Annotated in this window: 11 protein-coding genes; 7 read left to right on the top strand and 4 right to left on the bottom strand. The window is 67.7% G+C overall.

From position 1 onward, the window contains the following. Window positions 1–9: 9 nt before the first annotated feature. From ACEU5R_RS23190 to ACEU5R_RS23170, 5 genes are all read left to right on the top strand, one after another. Window positions 10–582, top strand: a complete 573-nt coding sequence (locus ACEU5R_RS23190) for a disulfide bond formation protein B (RefSeq protein ID WP_392411949.1) — start codon at window positions 10–12, stop codon at window positions 580–582. 81 nt (window positions 583–663) lie between these two features. Beyond that, window positions 664–1,185: a 5-(carboxyamino)imidazole ribonucleotide mutase gene (purE, locus tag ACEU5R_RS23185; RefSeq protein ID WP_212313062.1), complete on the top strand. Its 522-nt coding sequence runs from the start codon at window positions 664–666 to the stop codon at window positions 1,183–1,185. Window positions 1,186–1,190: 5 nt separating this feature from the next. Further along, the gene (locus ACEU5R_RS23180) at window positions 1,191–2,381 is read left to right on the top strand and encodes a 5-(carboxyamino)imidazole ribonucleotide synthase (RefSeq protein ID WP_392411947.1); all 1,191 of its coding nucleotides are present in this window, start codon (window positions 1,191–1,193) and stop codon (window positions 2,379–2,381) included. A 9-nt stretch (window positions 2,382–2,390) separates the two neighbouring features. Then, window positions 2,391–3,440, top strand: a complete 1,050-nt coding sequence (locus ACEU5R_RS23175) for an L-threonylcarbamoyladenylate synthase (RefSeq protein WP_392411944.1) — start codon at window positions 2,391–2,393, stop codon at window positions 3,438–3,440. 381 nt (window positions 3,441–3,821) lie between these two features. Beyond that, window positions 3,822–6,050 carry a TonB-dependent receptor gene (locus tag ACEU5R_RS23170; protein WP_392411942.1) on the top strand — a complete coding sequence of 743 codons (2,229 nt, stop codon included), beginning with the start codon at window positions 3,822–3,824 and terminating at the stop codon, window positions 6,048–6,050. Between the two features lie 22 nt (window positions 6,051–6,072). On the opposite strand, the gene ACEU5R_RS23165 is transcribed toward ACEU5R_RS23170, so the two are convergent. Continuing rightward, entirely contained in the window at window positions 6,073–6,669 is a 597-nt protein-coding gene (locus tag ACEU5R_RS23165) for a hypothetical protein (protein ID WP_392411940.1), read from the bottom strand. Window positions 6,670–7,067: 398 nt separating this feature from the next. Between ACEU5R_RS23165 and ACEU5R_RS23160 the strand changes: the two genes are divergently transcribed. Then, the gene (locus tag ACEU5R_RS23160) at window positions 7,068–7,631 is read left to right on the top strand and encodes a hypothetical protein (RefSeq protein ID WP_233772532.1); all 564 of its coding nucleotides are present in this window, start codon (window positions 7,068–7,070) and stop codon (window positions 7,629–7,631) included. Window positions 7,632–7,775: 144 nt separating this feature from the next. Here ACEU5R_RS23160 and acnB read toward each other — a convergent pair whose 3' ends face one another. Further along, a complete protein-coding gene (gene acnB, locus ACEU5R_RS23155) occupies window positions 7,776–10,367 on the bottom strand; it encodes a bifunctional aconitate hydratase 2/2-methylisocitrate dehydratase (protein WP_103275796.1) in 2,592 nt (863 codons plus the stop codon). A gap of 175 nt (window positions 10,368–10,542) precedes the next feature. Continuing rightward, window positions 10,543–12,174, bottom strand: a complete 1,632-nt coding sequence (locus tag ACEU5R_RS23150) for an FxLYD domain-containing protein (RefSeq protein ID WP_199770910.1) — start codon at window positions 12,172–12,174, stop codon at window positions 10,543–10,545. Window positions 12,175–12,472: 298 nt separating this feature from the next. On the opposite strand from ACEU5R_RS23150, the gene ACEU5R_RS23145 reads away from it, so the two are divergent. After that, on the top strand, window positions 12,473–13,237 hold the full coding sequence (locus ACEU5R_RS23145) for a TSUP family transporter (RefSeq protein ID WP_392411938.1): 765 nt from the start codon (window positions 12,473–12,475) through the stop codon (window positions 13,235–13,237). 23 nt (window positions 13,238–13,260) lie between these two features. Here ACEU5R_RS23145 and ACEU5R_RS23140 read toward each other — a convergent pair whose 3' ends face one another. Next, window positions 13,261–13,698, bottom strand: a complete 438-nt coding sequence (locus ACEU5R_RS23140; protein WP_103275794.1) for a CBS domain-containing protein — start codon at window positions 13,696–13,698, stop codon at window positions 13,261–13,263. Between the last annotated feature and the right edge of the window lie 236 nt (window positions 13,699–13,934).

The raw sequence follows: 13,934 nt of genomic DNA, 5'->3' as shown, positions 1-13,934 counted from the left end.
GGCGGGGCGATGATCTTTTCTCCGAACCCCGCGCGCGGCTCGCGCTTCCTGAACGGCCTGGCCCTGCTGGGCGTCACCGCCGTGCTGATCCTGGCCTTCGTCTGGCAGATCGCCTACGACGAGCCGCCTTGCCCGCTATGCCTGCTGCAGCGCGTCGCCTTCATGCTGGCCGGCGTGGGCTTGCTGCTGAATCTGCGGCTGGGGCCGTCGCCCATGCACTATGCGATGGTCATCGCCGCCGCGCTGGGCGGCATGCTGGCCTCCGGACGGCAGGTGCTGCTGCACATCGCACCCGGCGATCCCGGCTACGGCACGACGCTGCTGGGCCTGCATTTCTATACCTGGTCGTTCATCGCCTTCGTCGCGCTCATCGCCTTCTGCGTGCTGATGCTGTCGGCCGACCGCAAATGGGGCGACAGCATGCTCAAGAAGCAGGTGCCGCTAGCGGGCTGGCTCGTCATGGCCCTGTTTTTCGTCATCGTGCTGGTCAACCTGGGCGGCACGACGCTGGAATGCGGTTTCGGGCCCTGCCCGGACAATCCGACGGGCTATCTCTGGCTGGATTCGCTGAGGCTGCGGTAGCGGCCGGCCGGCGCCGGGTAAAATACTGGGTTTCGCGGCGCGCGCCGTGGTTCCCCAACTATTTTTCACTCGACATCGGTCATGACAGCCAAGACTTCCGCAGCGGCGCAGGCCACCCCCGTGGTGGGCGTGATTATGGGTTCTTCCAGCGATTGGGAGGTCATGAAACACGCGGTCGCCATGCTTGAAGACTTCGGCGTGCCGTATGAAGCGCAGGTCATCTCCGCGCACCGCATGCCGCAGGACATGGCCGAGTACGGCGCCGCTGCGCACGCGCGCGGCCTGCGCGGCATCATCGCCGGCGCCGGCGGCGCCGCGCACCTGCCGGGCATGATGGCGGCCCTGACCGAAGTGCCGGTGTTCGGCGTGCCGGTGCCGTCCAAGTACCTGCGCGGCGAGGATTCGCTGCTGTCCATCGTGCAGATGCCCAAGGGCGTGCCGGTGGCCACCTTCGCGATCGGCGAAGCCGGCGCCGCCAACGCCGCCCTGCACGTGATCGCCACGCTGGCGGGCACGGACGCCGGCCTGCATCAGAAGCTGGTGGCGTTCCGCGCCCGCCAGACGCAGGCCGCGCGCGACATGAAGGTTCCGCCCGAGGCTTGATCCGCATGACTCAATCGACTGCTTTCTCCATCGCTCCCGGCGGCTGGCTCGGCTTGCTGGGCGGCGGCCAGCTGGGCCGCATGTTCTGTCACGCCGCCCAGAGCCTGGGCTACAAGGTCGCCGTGCTCGATCCGGCCGAGGAGTGCCCGGCCGGCATGGTCGCCGACCTGCACATCCGCGCGGCCTATGACGACGAGGCCGGCCTTGCGCGCCTGGCGCAGCAATGCCGCGCCGTCACCACCGAATTCGAGAACGTGCCCGCCGACAGCCTGCGCGCGCTGGCCGCGCGTTGCCGCGTCAGCCCGGCCGCCGATGCCGTGGCCGTGGTGCAGGATCGCATCGCCGAAAAAACCTTCATCGCCGCGCAGGGCATTCCCGTCGCGCCGCATGCCGCGATCCGAGGCGAGGCCGACCTGCGCGCCGCGCCCGCCAACCTGTTCCCCGGCATCCTCAAGGTTGCCCGCATGGGTTACGACGGCAAGGGCCAGGCCCGCATCTCCACGCGCGAGGAAGCGCTGGCCGCCTATGCCGAATTCGGTGGCGTGCCCTGCGTGCTGGAAGCGCTGATGCCGCTGGACTACGAGATCTCCGTGGTGCTGGCGCGCGGCTTCGACGGCGCCAGCGTGGTGTTTCCGGTGGCGCGCAACGTGCACCGCGACGGCATCCTGGCGGTGTCCACCGCGTCGGCCGCCGGCCAGGACGCGGCCCACGCAGAACGCCAGGCCCGCGCCACGGCGGCGGCGCAGTCCATCGCGCAGGGTCTGGGCTACCACGGCGTGCTGTGCGTGGAATTCTTCGTCCTCAAGGACGGCAGCCTGATCGTCAATGAAATCGCGCCGCGTCCGCACAACAGCGGCCACTACACCATGGACGCCTGCCTGACCAGCCAGTTCGAGCAGCAGGCGCGCGCCATGGCCGGACTGCCGCTGGGTGGCGTCGACCTGCTGGCGCCGGCCGTCATGCTGAACATCCTGGGCGACATCTGGTACGAGTCGGCCGATACGGACGCGCAGCGCGAGCCCGATTGGGCCGGCGCGCTGTCCACGCCCACCGCCAAGCTGCACCTGTACGGCAAGCGCGAAGCGCGCCGTGGCCGCAAGATGGGCCACGTCACCATCGTCGCGCCGACGCTGGCGCAGGCGCAGGCCGATGCCGCCCGCGTCGCCGCGGCGCTGGGCATGCAGGCGCCGGAGTAGGGCGCGTCCATGGCTATCCCTTCGTCCTGTTCAGCCACGCCCGAGGAAATCGCCCGCGCCGCCGGCCTGCTGCTGGCTGGCGAGCTGGCGGCCTTTCCGACTGAAACCGTCTACGGGCTGGGGGCGGACGCGGAGAACCCGCAGGCCGTGGCCAAGATCTACGCCGCCAAGGGGCGGCCGTCCAACCATCCTGTGATCGTCCATATCGCGCCGGGCGCGGACGTGTCGTACTGGGCCGCGCAGGTGCCGGCCGAGGCGCGGCTGCTGATGGACGCGTTCTGGCCGGGCCCGCTGACGCTGATCCTCAAGCGCGCGCCGCATATCGCGGATACCGTCAGCGGCGGGCAAGACAGCATCGGCCTGCGCTGCCCCTCGCATCCCGTGGCCCAGGCCTTGCTGGCGGCTTTCGCCGCCGGCAAGCCGAACGGGCAGGGCGGGGTGGCGGCGCCGTCGGCCAATAAGTTCGGGCAGGTCTCGCCGACGCTGGCCGAGCACGTGCGCGCGGAATTCCCCGACGAGGTCACGGCCGGCATGCCGGTGCTGGACGGCGGGGCGTCCGAAGTGGGCATCGAATCCACCATCCTGGACCTGTCGCGGCTGGACCAGGGCGCCGGTCCCGTGCTGCTGCGTCCCGGCCATGTCAGCGCCGCGCAGATCGAGGCGGTGCTGGGCGCGCAGGTGTTCGCGCCCGACGCGGCCGCGCCACGCGCCTCGGGCACGCTCAAGGCGCATTACGCGCCGCGCACCGAGCTGGAACTGGCCGGCGACGCGCGCGTGGCCGACGTCCTGCAAGGCATCGGCCTGCCCTCGGGCCAGGTGGCGCTGGTGTCGTTCGATCCCGCGCCGGCCTCGACCGATGCCCGCGTGCAATGGCGCCAGGTGCCGTCCGATCCGGCGCGCTACGCGCAGGCGCTGTACGCGCTGCTGCGCGAGCTGGACGCCCAGGGCTATGCCCGCATCGTCGTGCAGGCGCCGCCCGCCAACGACGCATGGCATGCGGTCAACGACCGTATCGGCCGCGCCGCCGCCGCCTTCACGCTCGATACCTCCGACCTGTAGTTTTCGGACAGTCCCGCCTTGCTGGCATGCGTCCGGAGCGGCGCTGCGCCAGCCATGGTCGGCTGGCGGCATTTCCTGGCCTGGCTTCAGGTCTGGCTGAACCCACGGGCATTTCATCGCATCTTCTTGACCGGGCGTCGCTGTTGTCGCGGGGCGACGAAGGCGGTAATTTCAATCAAGGGGGATAATGATAATGATTGTTATTTGTTATTATTTATCCCGCAAGATTCCCAGCCCCCTTTGGTAAACGGGCTAGTCAGGGCCGGCGCAAGCCACCCTGCGGCAGTACCGGTCGCATAAGCCGAACCGCGCGTGGCCCCATCGGGATTCAGTGTTTCCTTGTTCCGCCTTGCGGACGTCCATTCCCGCCCACATCCCGACATGAAAATCCGTACTCTCGCCTGCATGGCCGCGGCCCTGCCGTGCCTGGCCCATGCGCAGTCCCTGTCTCCATCAGCAACCCCGTCCGCAATGCCAGCCCAAGCCACGGCGCCCACGGTGTCCATGGACGCCATCAAGGTCGAGGCCAGCGCCGACGCCTCGGCCAGCGGCCTGGCCGAGCCCTATGCCGGCGGGCAGGTGGCGCGCGGCGGCCGCGTCGGCCTGCTGGGCACGCGCGATCTGATGGACACGCCGTTCAGCATCACCAGTTACACCAACGAACTGATCCAGGACAGGCAGGCCCGCAGCGTCGGCGACGTGCTGCAGAATGATGCCGGCGTGCGCGTGGCGCGCGGCTTCGGCAATTTCCAGGAGTCGTACTTCATCCGCGGCTTCATCCTCGGCTCGGACGACGTGGCCTACAACGGCCTGTACAGCCTGCTGCCGCGCCAATACATCGCCACCGAGCTGTTCGAGCGGGTGGAGGTGCTGCGCGGCGCATCCACCTTCCTGACCGGCGCCGTGCCCAATGGCGGCGGCATCGGCGGCGTGATCAACCTGGTGCCCAAGCGCGCGCCCAACGAGCCGCTGACCCGCCTGACCACCGGCATCTCCAGCGGCGGCCAATATCAGATTTCCACCGACATCGCGCGCCGCTTCGGCCCGGGCGACAGCTCCGGCGTGCGCCTGAACGTGGCGCAGCGCAGCGGCGACACCGCCATCGACGACGAGCACTCGCGTACCAGCCTGGTGTCGCTGGGCCTGGATTGGCGCTCGGCCGACACGCGCCTGTCCGCCGACGTGGGCTGGCAGGAGAACAAGCTCAAGCGCGCCCGCCCGAACGTCAGCTTCGCGCCGGGCCTGAAGGATCACGTGCCCGCGCCGCCCGACGCCAGCTCCAACTACGCCCAGCCCTGGTCGTACTCCAACGAGCGTGATGTGTTCGGTACGCTGCGCGCCGAGCATGACTTCAGCGACAAGCTGACCGGCTGGGCCGCCTTCGGCATGCGCCGCAGCGACGAGGCCAATTCGCTGGGCAACGTCACGCTGACCGACGCGCGCACCGGCGCCGGCAATTTCTACCGCTTCGACAATACGCGCGAGGACAGCGTCAACACCGGCGAACTGGGCCTGCGCGCCAAGGTCCGCACCGGCCCGGTCGGCCACGAGCTGGTCGTGTCGGCATCCTTCTTCGACCTGAAGAAAAAGAACGCCTACGTGATGGACTACGCCAACACGTTCCCGACCAACCTCTACGATCCGGTCTCCTACGGCAAGCCGGTCTTCAGCGCCAAGGCGCTGCGCGGCAACGACCTCGACAATCCCGCCTTGCAGGGCCGCACGCGCACCAGCAGCTACGCCATCGGCGACACCATGTCCTTCCTGGACGACAAGGTGATGCTGACGCTGGGCCTGCGCCATCAGCGGCTGTCCTCGCGCAGCTATGCATACAACACGGGCAAGGAAAACGGCGCCTATGACGACAGCCGCAATTCCCCCGCGGCTGGCGTGGTGGTGAAGGTGGCGCCCAGCGTCTCGCTGTATGCCAACTACATCGAGGCGCTGGTCGCGGGCGACACCGCGCCGGCCAATGCCAATGGCAAGCCGGTGCCCAACGTGGGCACCAGTCTGTCGCCCTATGTCTCCAAGCAGAAGGAAATCGGCGTCAAGTACGACGGCGATGGCCTGGGCGCCGGCCTGGCGCTGTTCTCGACCGACAAGCCGCGCGCCGCGTATGACGCCAACAACAACTTCACGGCGTCCGGCAAGGACCGCCACCAGGGCGTCGAACTGACTGTCTTCGGCGAGGCGAGCAAGAGCGTGCGCGTGCTGGGCGGGTTGACCTGGCTGGATGCCAAGCAGCGCGCCACCGGCAACGCCGCCATCGACGGCAACCGCGTCATCGGCGTGCCGCGTTTCCAGGCCAACCTGGGCGCGGAATGGGACATCCCCGGCGTGCAGGGCCTGACGCTGGATGGCCGTGTGGTGTACACCGGCGCGTCCTACGCGGACGATGCCAACACGCTCAAGGTGCCCGGTTGGACCCGCCTGGACGCGGGCCTGCGCTACATGATGGACGTGGACGGCCATGTGGTGACGCTGCGCGCCCGCGTCGAGAACATCGCCAACCGCAACTACTGGTCCTCGGTGGGCGGCTATCCCGGCAACGGCTATCTGGTGCTGGGCGGCCCGCGCACCTTCATGCTGAGCGCCAGCATGGACTTCTGAGGCCGCATGCGCGGCGGCGGGCCTACCAGAACCAGCCGCCGCGCGTCAGGTCCTGTTCGCAGCTCTTGTACTGCGCGGTGTAGCGCTCGGCGCGCGCCTTGACTTTCTGGGACACGGTCTTGAGCCAGGCCTTGCGGTCGTAGCTGCGGTTGCGGTAACCGGTCCAGCCTTCGTGGTAGTTCAGGTATTGGCCATAGGCATCGGACTTGGCCACGCCGTTCAGGCGCTGGGTCTTGTGCATGTACCAACCCATGAAATCGATCGCGTCGGCGAAGTTGTCGCGGCTGGAGCCCCAGCCGCCGGCGTCCTTCTTGTAGTCGTCCCAGGTCTCGTCCTTGACCTGGGCGTAGCCATAGGCGGAGCTGACGCGGCCCCAGGGAATGAGGCCCAGGAAGTAATAGCGGGGCGGCACCGCGTCCTGTTTGAAGGAGGACTCCTGGTACATCATGGCCATGGGAATGGGCACCGGCGCGCCCCATTTCTTCTGCACCTTGAGGGCGGCGTCGTGCCAGTCCGGCTTTTCCCGGAAGATGGCGCAGATGTTGTCGGGGTTCGAGGGCGGCGCGGTGGCGCAGCCGGCGAGCGCCAGCAGCAGGGGCGGCATCAGGAGCCGGATCATTGGCGGGGGTTCCTCCAGGCGCTCGACCGGCGTCCCGGCGGGCTATCTGTGTCAATGTGTGCCTGGATTGTATAAAAACGTTTCGTCCAAAATGCGCCGGCTTGGTGAAAAATCGTGAAAAAGATCGCTCGGACTGTCATTCCCGATGAATCAGCGCGCGATTTCGGCCGAATCCTCCGAGGCAAGCTCGCGGCGGGCGCGGCGGCCGAGCGCGCTCTAACAGATGGACACACGGCGCCGGCGTCCGATGTTATCGGGGCCAGATGCACGTGTTAATTTATGCGCCCAGGCGCGAGCGCCCGGCCGTTTGGTCCCACCTTTCCTAATCGTTGAACACCATGCACACGAACGTTGATCGCGCCCAGGCGGGCTCCCTTCGGAAAATGCGGGCTTCGGGCATGTTCGCCCTCGCGGTGAGCGCGGCCCTGACCTTCGCCGTCGTGCCGGGCATCGGCGCCGCGCAATCGGCCCATGGACACCAGCCGGCACAACCCGCCGCTGTCCAACCGCCCGCGACGCTGCCGGCGCCCGCGCCCACGGCTGCCGCCCGCGCCGAGCAGTCGGCAAGCGCCGGCGCCTTGGCGCCGGTGCAGAAGACCGACGTCAAGGACCAGGCCGCGTATGAGCGGCTGCTGGGCAACAGCGGCATCACGCTGCAATGGCTCTGGTCGGCTTCGCGCGGCCAGCTGAACGCCAAGGATGAGAACGGCGTGGTGCGCCTGGAAGGCACGCAGTCCAATTTCGAAGGCACGCTTAAGATCAAGGGCGAGGTCGTGTCCATCGGCAGCGACCGCTTCGTTCTGCGTGGCACCATCCTGATCCTGGACGCGCCGGACAAGGGCCGCCGCTGCGAACGCACGGGCGACTACGAGTTCCGCGCGACCGGCAAGCGCAAGTACTGGCGCATGCAGAAGATGGAAGCCTGCGGCGGTCTGACCGACTACGTGGACGTCTACTACTAAGGCCGCAGGCGCCTGCCCGTTCCCCTGCGTGACGGAACGGGCGCGGTCGCCAGCGGGGCGCGCGACGCGCAGCATGAAAAAAGGCCCTGGATCGCTCCAGGGCCTTTTCGCTTGGTCCAGGCCCGAAGGCCTGGAGGGCGGCGTTTACAGTTCGACGACGTCGGCCACGTCCTTGTAGTCCGCGATCTTGTCGAAGTTCAGGTATTGATAGATCTGGTCGCCGCTCTTGTTGATGACGCCCATGTCCACCATGTATTCCTCCTTGGTCGGAATACGGCCCAGCTTCGAGCAGATGGCGGCCAGTTCGGCCGAGCCCAGGTACACGTTGGTGTTCTTGCCCAGGCGGTTCGGGAAGTTGCGGGTGCTGGTCGACATGACCGTCGCGCCTTCGCGCACCTGCGCCTGGTTGCCCATGCACAGCGAGCAGCCCGGCATTTCGGTACGCGCGCCGGCCGTGCCGAACACGCCGTAGTGACCTTCCTCGGTCAGCTGCGTGGCGTCCATCTTGGTCGGCGGGGCCACCCAGAGCTTGACCGGGATGTCGCGCTTGCCTTCCAGCAGCTTGGACGCCGCGCGGAAGTGGCCGATGTTGGTCATGCAGCTGCCGATGAACACTTCGTCGATCTTGGCGCCGGCCACGTCCGACAGCGTCTTGACGTCGTCGGGGTCGTTCGGGCAGGCCACGATGGGTTCGTGCACGTCGGCCAGGTCGATCTCGATCACGGCGGCGTACTCGGCGTCGGCGTCCGGCTGCAGCAGCTTGGGATCGGCCAGCCAGGCTTCCATGGCCTTGATGCGGCGGCCCAGCGAGCGCTCGTCTTCATAGCCGTTGGCGATCATCCACTTCAGCATCACGATGTTGCTGTTGATGTACTCGATGATCGGTTCCTTGTTCAGGCGCACCGTGCAACCGGCGGCCGAACGTTCGGCCGAAGCGTCCGACAGTTCGAAGGCTTGCTCGACCTTCAGGTCCGGCAGGCCTTCGATTTCCAGGATGCGGCCGGAGAAGATGTTCTTCTTGCCCTGCTTGGCCACGGTCAGCAGATCCTGCTTGATCGCGTACAGCGGAATGGCGTTGACCAGGTCGCGCAGCGTGACGCCGGGCTGCATCTTGCCCTTGAAGCGGACCAGCACCGATTCCGGCATGTCCAGCGGCATCACGCCGGTGGCGGCGGCGAAGGCCACCAGGCCCGAACCGGCGGGGAACGAGATGCCGATCGGGAAGCGGGTGTGCGAGTCGCCGCCGGTGCCGACGGTGTCGGGCAGCAGCATGCGGTTCAGCCACGAGTGGATCACGCCGTCGCCCGGACGCAGCGAAATGCCGCCACGGGTGCTGATGAACTCGGGCAGCGTGTGGTGCGTCTTCACGTCCACGGGCTTGGGGTACGCAGCGGTGTGGCAGAACGACTGCATCACCAGATCGGCCGAGAAGCCCAGGCAGGCCAGGTCCTTCAGCTCGTCGCGGGTCATGGGGCCGGTGGTGTCCTGGCTGCCGACCGAGGTCATCTTCGGTTCGCAGTAGGTGCCCGGGCGCACGCCCTTGCCTTCCGGCAGGCCGCAGGCGCGGCCGACCATCTTCTGGGCCAGCGTGTAGCCCTTTCCGGAATCGACCGGGTCCTTGGGCAGGCGGAACAGCGTCGACGGCGCCAGGCCCAGCGCTTCGCGCGCCTTGGCCGTCAGGCCGCGACCGATGATCAGCGGAATGCGGCCGCCGGCGCGCACTTCGTCGAACAGCACGTCGGACTTCACTTCGAATTCAGCGATGACTTCGCCGTTCTTGATGGCCTTGCCGTCGTAGGGACGCAGTTCGACCACGTCGCCCATTTCCATCTTGGACACGTCCAGCTCGATCGGCAGGGCGCCGGCGTCTTCCATGGTGTTGTAGAAGATCGGGGCGATCTTGCTGCCCAGGCACACGCCGCCGAAGCGCTTGTTCGGCACGAAGGGGATATCTTCGCCGGTGAACCACAGCACCGAGTTGGTGGCGGACTTGCGCGACGAACCCGTGCCGACCACGTCGCCGACGTAGGCGACCAGGTGGCCCTTTTCCTTGAGCGATTCAATGAACTTGACCGGGCCGCGCTTGCCGTCTTCCTCCGGCTGGAACGCGGCGCCTTCGCGCTTGTTCTTCAGCATCGCCAGGGCGTGCATCGGGATGTCGGGACGGGTGGTGGCGTCCGGGGCCGGCGACAGGTCGTCGGTGTTGGTTTCGCCGGGCACCTTGAAGACGGTGATCGTCAGGCTCTGGGGCAGCTCGGGGCGGCTGGTGAACCATTCGGCGTCGGCCCAGCTTTGCAGCACGGCGCGCGCGTTGGCGTTGCCCTTGTCGGCCTTTTCCTTCACGTCGTGGAAGGAGTCGAACATCAGCAGGGTCTTCTTCAGCGCCTCGGCGGCGATGGTGCCGATTTCAGCGTCGTCCAGCAGTTCGATCAGCGGGCCAATGTTGTAGCCGCCGAGCATGGTGCCCAGCAGTTCGGTCGCCTTGGCGCGGCTGATCAGCGCACAAGCTTCCTTGCCCAGCGCCACGGCGGCCAGGTACGAGGCCTTGACCTTGGCGGCGTCGTCCACGCCAGCAGGCACGCGATGCGTCAGCAGCTCGACCAGGTTCTGCTCCTCGCCGGCGGGCGGGTTCTTCAGCAGTTCGATCAGTTCGGCGGTTTGTTTGGCCGTCAAGGGCAGCGGGGGGATCCCCAGGGCCGCGCGCTCGGCGACGTGTTGACGATAAGTATCCAGCATGGAAGGCCTGCTCAAAGTCGGGTTGGAAGAAGGGTTACCGGATGGATTGTAGAGGCAAGGCCGGCCGCTCGCAAATGTCTTATATCTTATATAAGACTTGCGGCGGCGTGACTGTTGCCGGCAGGCGACGGCATGGTCGTCGTCGATCCGGCCCCGGTTGATTCAGGCGTCGCCCTTACTCGGGCACGGCGTCGTAGACCACCGCGACGCGCTTGAAATTGGCGCCGTATTGTTTCACGTCCAGCTGGAACGGCGCGCTCTCGCCGGGCGCCAGGCGCGGCAGCCGCAGCTCCTCGGAACGGGCGCCGGTCAGCTGGTCTTGCGCGTCGTACAGGCTGATCCAGACCTTGACCTTCTTGACCGCGGCCGGGTCGTCATTGCGCACGCGTCCGTGGACCACCACATACTTGTAGCGGAAGCGGTAGCTGAAGTTCAGCGTGCCGGTGCCGACCGCGGCTTCGGTGTTTTCGACCGTCACCGCCAGCTTGGGGCGCGGGCCGGGCAGTTCGGCGCGCTTGGCGGGAGTCCAGTCCGTCTTGACCTCGGTGTAGCGCGCGAAGTCGCGCCCGACCAGCTCCACCGGCACGCGTTCGCCTGGATACAGATAGGCGGGCAGCTCCCAGGACTGGCGCAGTTCCAGCGGCTGCGAGCCGTCGAACACGGCGATCGAGGCGCGCGGCGACAGCGCGACGTAGCGATCGCTGGTGTTGCTGACCTCGGCGTAGAGCCGGGGGCGGTCGATCTCGTCGAGCAGCCGGCGCGGCGCGCTGAGCTTGAGCTGGGCGGGATCGAACAGGGCGAAATTCTCGTCCAGCAGTTCCAGCGCGGTCAGCCGGGGCTTTGGAATCGCTCGGATGGCCGCCGGGCTGATGCGCTGCATCCGGCTGGCGGCGTTGGCCTGCGTGCTGGCGTCCTGGCCGCCGGACGCCGTGGTCTGGACCATGTATTCATAGGATGCGACCGCGCCTTCGCCGTACAGCTCGCAGCGCACGTCGAAGGTGGTGGCGGCGCCGGCCGCCAGCGAGCCCGCCGCGCCGTAGCCGTTGCCGCTGCCGATCAGCTTGCCGCCGGCGTCGTACAGCATCACCGTGACCTGCGCGCCGGAGATGGCGCTGGCGCCTTCATTCTTCAGGATGCCGACCAGCCGGTGCGCGCCGTCATTCTGGACCAGCTGCACCTTGCTGGCGGCGACCTGCCGGGTGATGGCGCTCATCGCGGGGCTGACCGAGCCGATGCGCAGCTCGTAGCGGCTGTAGGGCTGGCTGGGCAGGTCGATCAGCACCGGGCTGTACTCGCCGGGCAGCAGGGTGCGTGACAGCGGCGAGCCGCTGGCCGAGTTCTGCGCCAGATCGCCCTGGTAGAACTGCGCGCTGACGCTGGGCGCGTTGATGGGCTTGCCAGTCTCGTTGCGCATCATCAGCAGCAGCTGCTTGCGGCTGCCGTTGGCGATTTCACGGGTGTCCGTCAGTTTCACCAGCGAGGCGTCGATGGGCGGAACGCGCGGCGCCGCCTGATACGACGTGCGCGAGGAGCCGTTCATCAGCGAGATGACCACGGGAATGGAGATCACGGCCACCGCGATCGCGGCAGCGGTGATGACCAGATTGGGCTTGACGCGCGGCGTTGCCGGCGCCTGCATGCCACGCAGGATCTGCTCCAGCCGCTCGGCGACGTTGTCCTCGACCAGCGTCACGGCCTGGCAGTGGGTGCAGCGGTACTCGTTCTGGTCCAGCTTGGTGAAGTGGCCGCTGCCGCAATTCGAGCAGGTCAGGGTCACGGTATTGATGGTGGCGTGTTTGGCTGTCATGGACGCGGGCTGCGGGCGTATGGGTGTCTGGTGCGCACGCGGTGCCTGGGAGGGCTGGCGCGGCGGCTGCGCTGGCCGGCAAGGATAGCGGTGGAGCGGCCATCAGACATGGACGCTCGCATCCATTTGTGACAAAAGATGTGGAGCTGTCCGCTGGCGGGGCCGGACTAGGCCCGGTGCTATCATCGCGTCCTTCTCCATACGCCATCTGGCAAGCGCGTCCGCCGTTCCCAATCGTTTCCTCCCTGGCCGCGCCGCGCGGCGGGCAGAGCCGAGGCAGGTCAGGCTCTTTCCCCGCATGAGCATCTACCAACATCTGCTGTTCCTGGCCTGCGTGGCGCTCGCCACCTATGCGCAGACCATGACCGGTTTCGCCTTCGGCCTGGTGTTGCTGGGCCTGTCCGGAGTGTTTCAGCTGGCCTCGGTGTCCGAGGTGGCCAATGTGGTGAGCGTGCTGTCGCTGGTGAACGCGGCCGTCACGCTGGCCCGCGCCAAGCCGCAGGTGAACTGGCGATTGCTGGCGCCGGCGCTGGGCAGCAGCCTTGCCGGCGTGGTCGCGGGCGTGTTCGCGCTGGCCTGGATCAGCGGTTCGATGGCCGTGGCGCTGCAACTGCTGCTGGGCGTGACCATCATGGCCTGCGCCGTCTTGCTGGTGGCGCGCGCCGAACCCTTGCCGCGCCTGTCCTCGCGCGGTTCCTTCGTCTTCTTCGGCAGCGTGTCCGGCCTGCTGGGCGGTTTGTTTTCCAGCGCCGGGCCTCCCATGGTCTATCACCTGTACCGCCAGCCGCTGCCGCTGGCGTCCATCCGCAACAGCCTGCTGATCCTGTTTTCGTTCAATGCGATGGCGCGCCTTGGGCTCGTGACCAGCCAGGGCCAGTTCCAGGCCTCATCCTTCTGGCTGAGTGCGCAGGCGCTGCCGCTGGTGATCGCCGTGACCTGGGCGGCGCGCCGCTACGGCAGCGCCGGATCGATGAAGACCGTCAGGCGCATGGTGTTCGTGCTGCTGCTGGCGGCCGGAGCCGGGCTGGTCGTGCCCGCCGCCCGCCAGCTGGCGGGCGGATAAGGCGCCTAGCCGGCGCGTCCGCGCTAGCGTTCGCCGCTGATGTAGCGTTCCAGTTCGGTAATGATGAACTTTTGCTCGCTCATCACATCCTTGACTAGGTCGCCGATCGACACCAGGCCGACCAGTTTCTGTTCATGGATGACGGGCAGGTGCCGGAAGTGGCGCTCGGTCATGAGCGCCATGCAGTGCTCGCGGGTGTCTTCCGGGCGCACGTAGTAGACCGAGTCGGTCATGATGTCGCGGACCTTGGTGGTGCGCGAGGAGCGGTCCTGCAGCACGATCTTGCGGGCGTAGTCGCGTTCGGTGAGCATGCCCAGCACCGTCTCGCCATCCACCACGACCACGGCGCCGATGCCGCGTTCGGCCATGGTGCGGATGGCATCGTAGACGGAGGAGTCCGGCGCCACCGTCACGACCGCCGGATTGGACTTTTCCCTGAGAATCTCAGCCACTTTCTTCACGATGCGCTCCCGAATCGCTGCCTGGGTTCAAACCTTGGCCGCCCCGCGCGGCTGATGCCTTCATCGCCGCGAGGCGCGGTCCTGGCTCCATCCTAAGCCCGAGCCCCGACTTGCCGCAAGCGCGCCGGCGGAGCCGGGCGTCCGGGCGACTCGGACCTGTCATCCGGCGGCAACATCGTGCGTCCGGGGGGGGGGGGGGGGGGGGGGGGGGGGGGGGGGGGGGGGGGGGGGGGGGG

The sequence above is a fragment of the Achromobacter sp. 413638 genome (assembly GCF_043119405.1).
GTDB lineage: Bacteria > Pseudomonadota > Gammaproteobacteria > Burkholderiales > Burkholderiaceae_B > Achromobacter.
Note: the sequence above shows the minus strand (reverse complement) of the source record. Positions and strands in the feature narration are given on the sequence as shown.

What these genes read in the sequence shown, in the direction of transcription:
- ACEU5R_RS23190 (WP_392411949.1), top strand. Translation starts at nt 10, where the DNA reads ATGATCTTTTCTCCGAACCCCGCGCGCGGCTCGCGCTTCCTGAACGGC.
- purE (WP_212313062.1), top strand. Translation starts at nt 664, where the DNA reads ATGACAGCCAAGACTTCCGCAGCGGCGCAGGCCACCCCCGTGGTGGGC.
- ACEU5R_RS23180 (WP_392411947.1), top strand. Translation starts at nt 1,191, where the DNA reads ATGACTCAATCGACTGCTTTCTCCATCGCTCCCGGCGGCTGGCTCGGC.
- ACEU5R_RS23175 (WP_392411944.1), top strand. Translation starts at nt 2,391, where the DNA reads ATGGCTATCCCTTCGTCCTGTTCAGCCACGCCCGAGGAAATCGCCCGC.
- ACEU5R_RS23170 (WP_392411942.1), top strand. Translation starts at nt 3,822, where the DNA reads ATGAAAATCCGTACTCTCGCCTGCATGGCCGCGGCCCTGCCGTGCCTG.
- ACEU5R_RS23165 (WP_392411940.1), bottom strand. Translation starts at nt 6,669, where the DNA reads ATGATCCGGCTCCTGATGCCGCCCCTGCTGCTGGCGCTCGCCGGCTGC.
- ACEU5R_RS23160 (WP_233772532.1), top strand. Translation starts at nt 7,068, where the DNA reads ATGTTCGCCCTCGCGGTGAGCGCGGCCCTGACCTTCGCCGTCGTGCCG.
- acnB (WP_103275796.1), bottom strand. Translation starts at nt 10,367, where the DNA reads ATGCTGGATACTTATCGTCAACACGTCGCCGAGCGCGCGGCCCTGGGG.
- ACEU5R_RS23150 (WP_199770910.1), bottom strand. Translation starts at nt 12,174, where the DNA reads ATGACAGCCAAACACGCCACCATCAATACCGTGACCCTGACCTGCTCG.
- ACEU5R_RS23145 (WP_392411938.1), top strand. Translation starts at nt 12,473, where the DNA reads ATGAGCATCTACCAACATCTGCTGTTCCTGGCCTGCGTGGCGCTCGCC.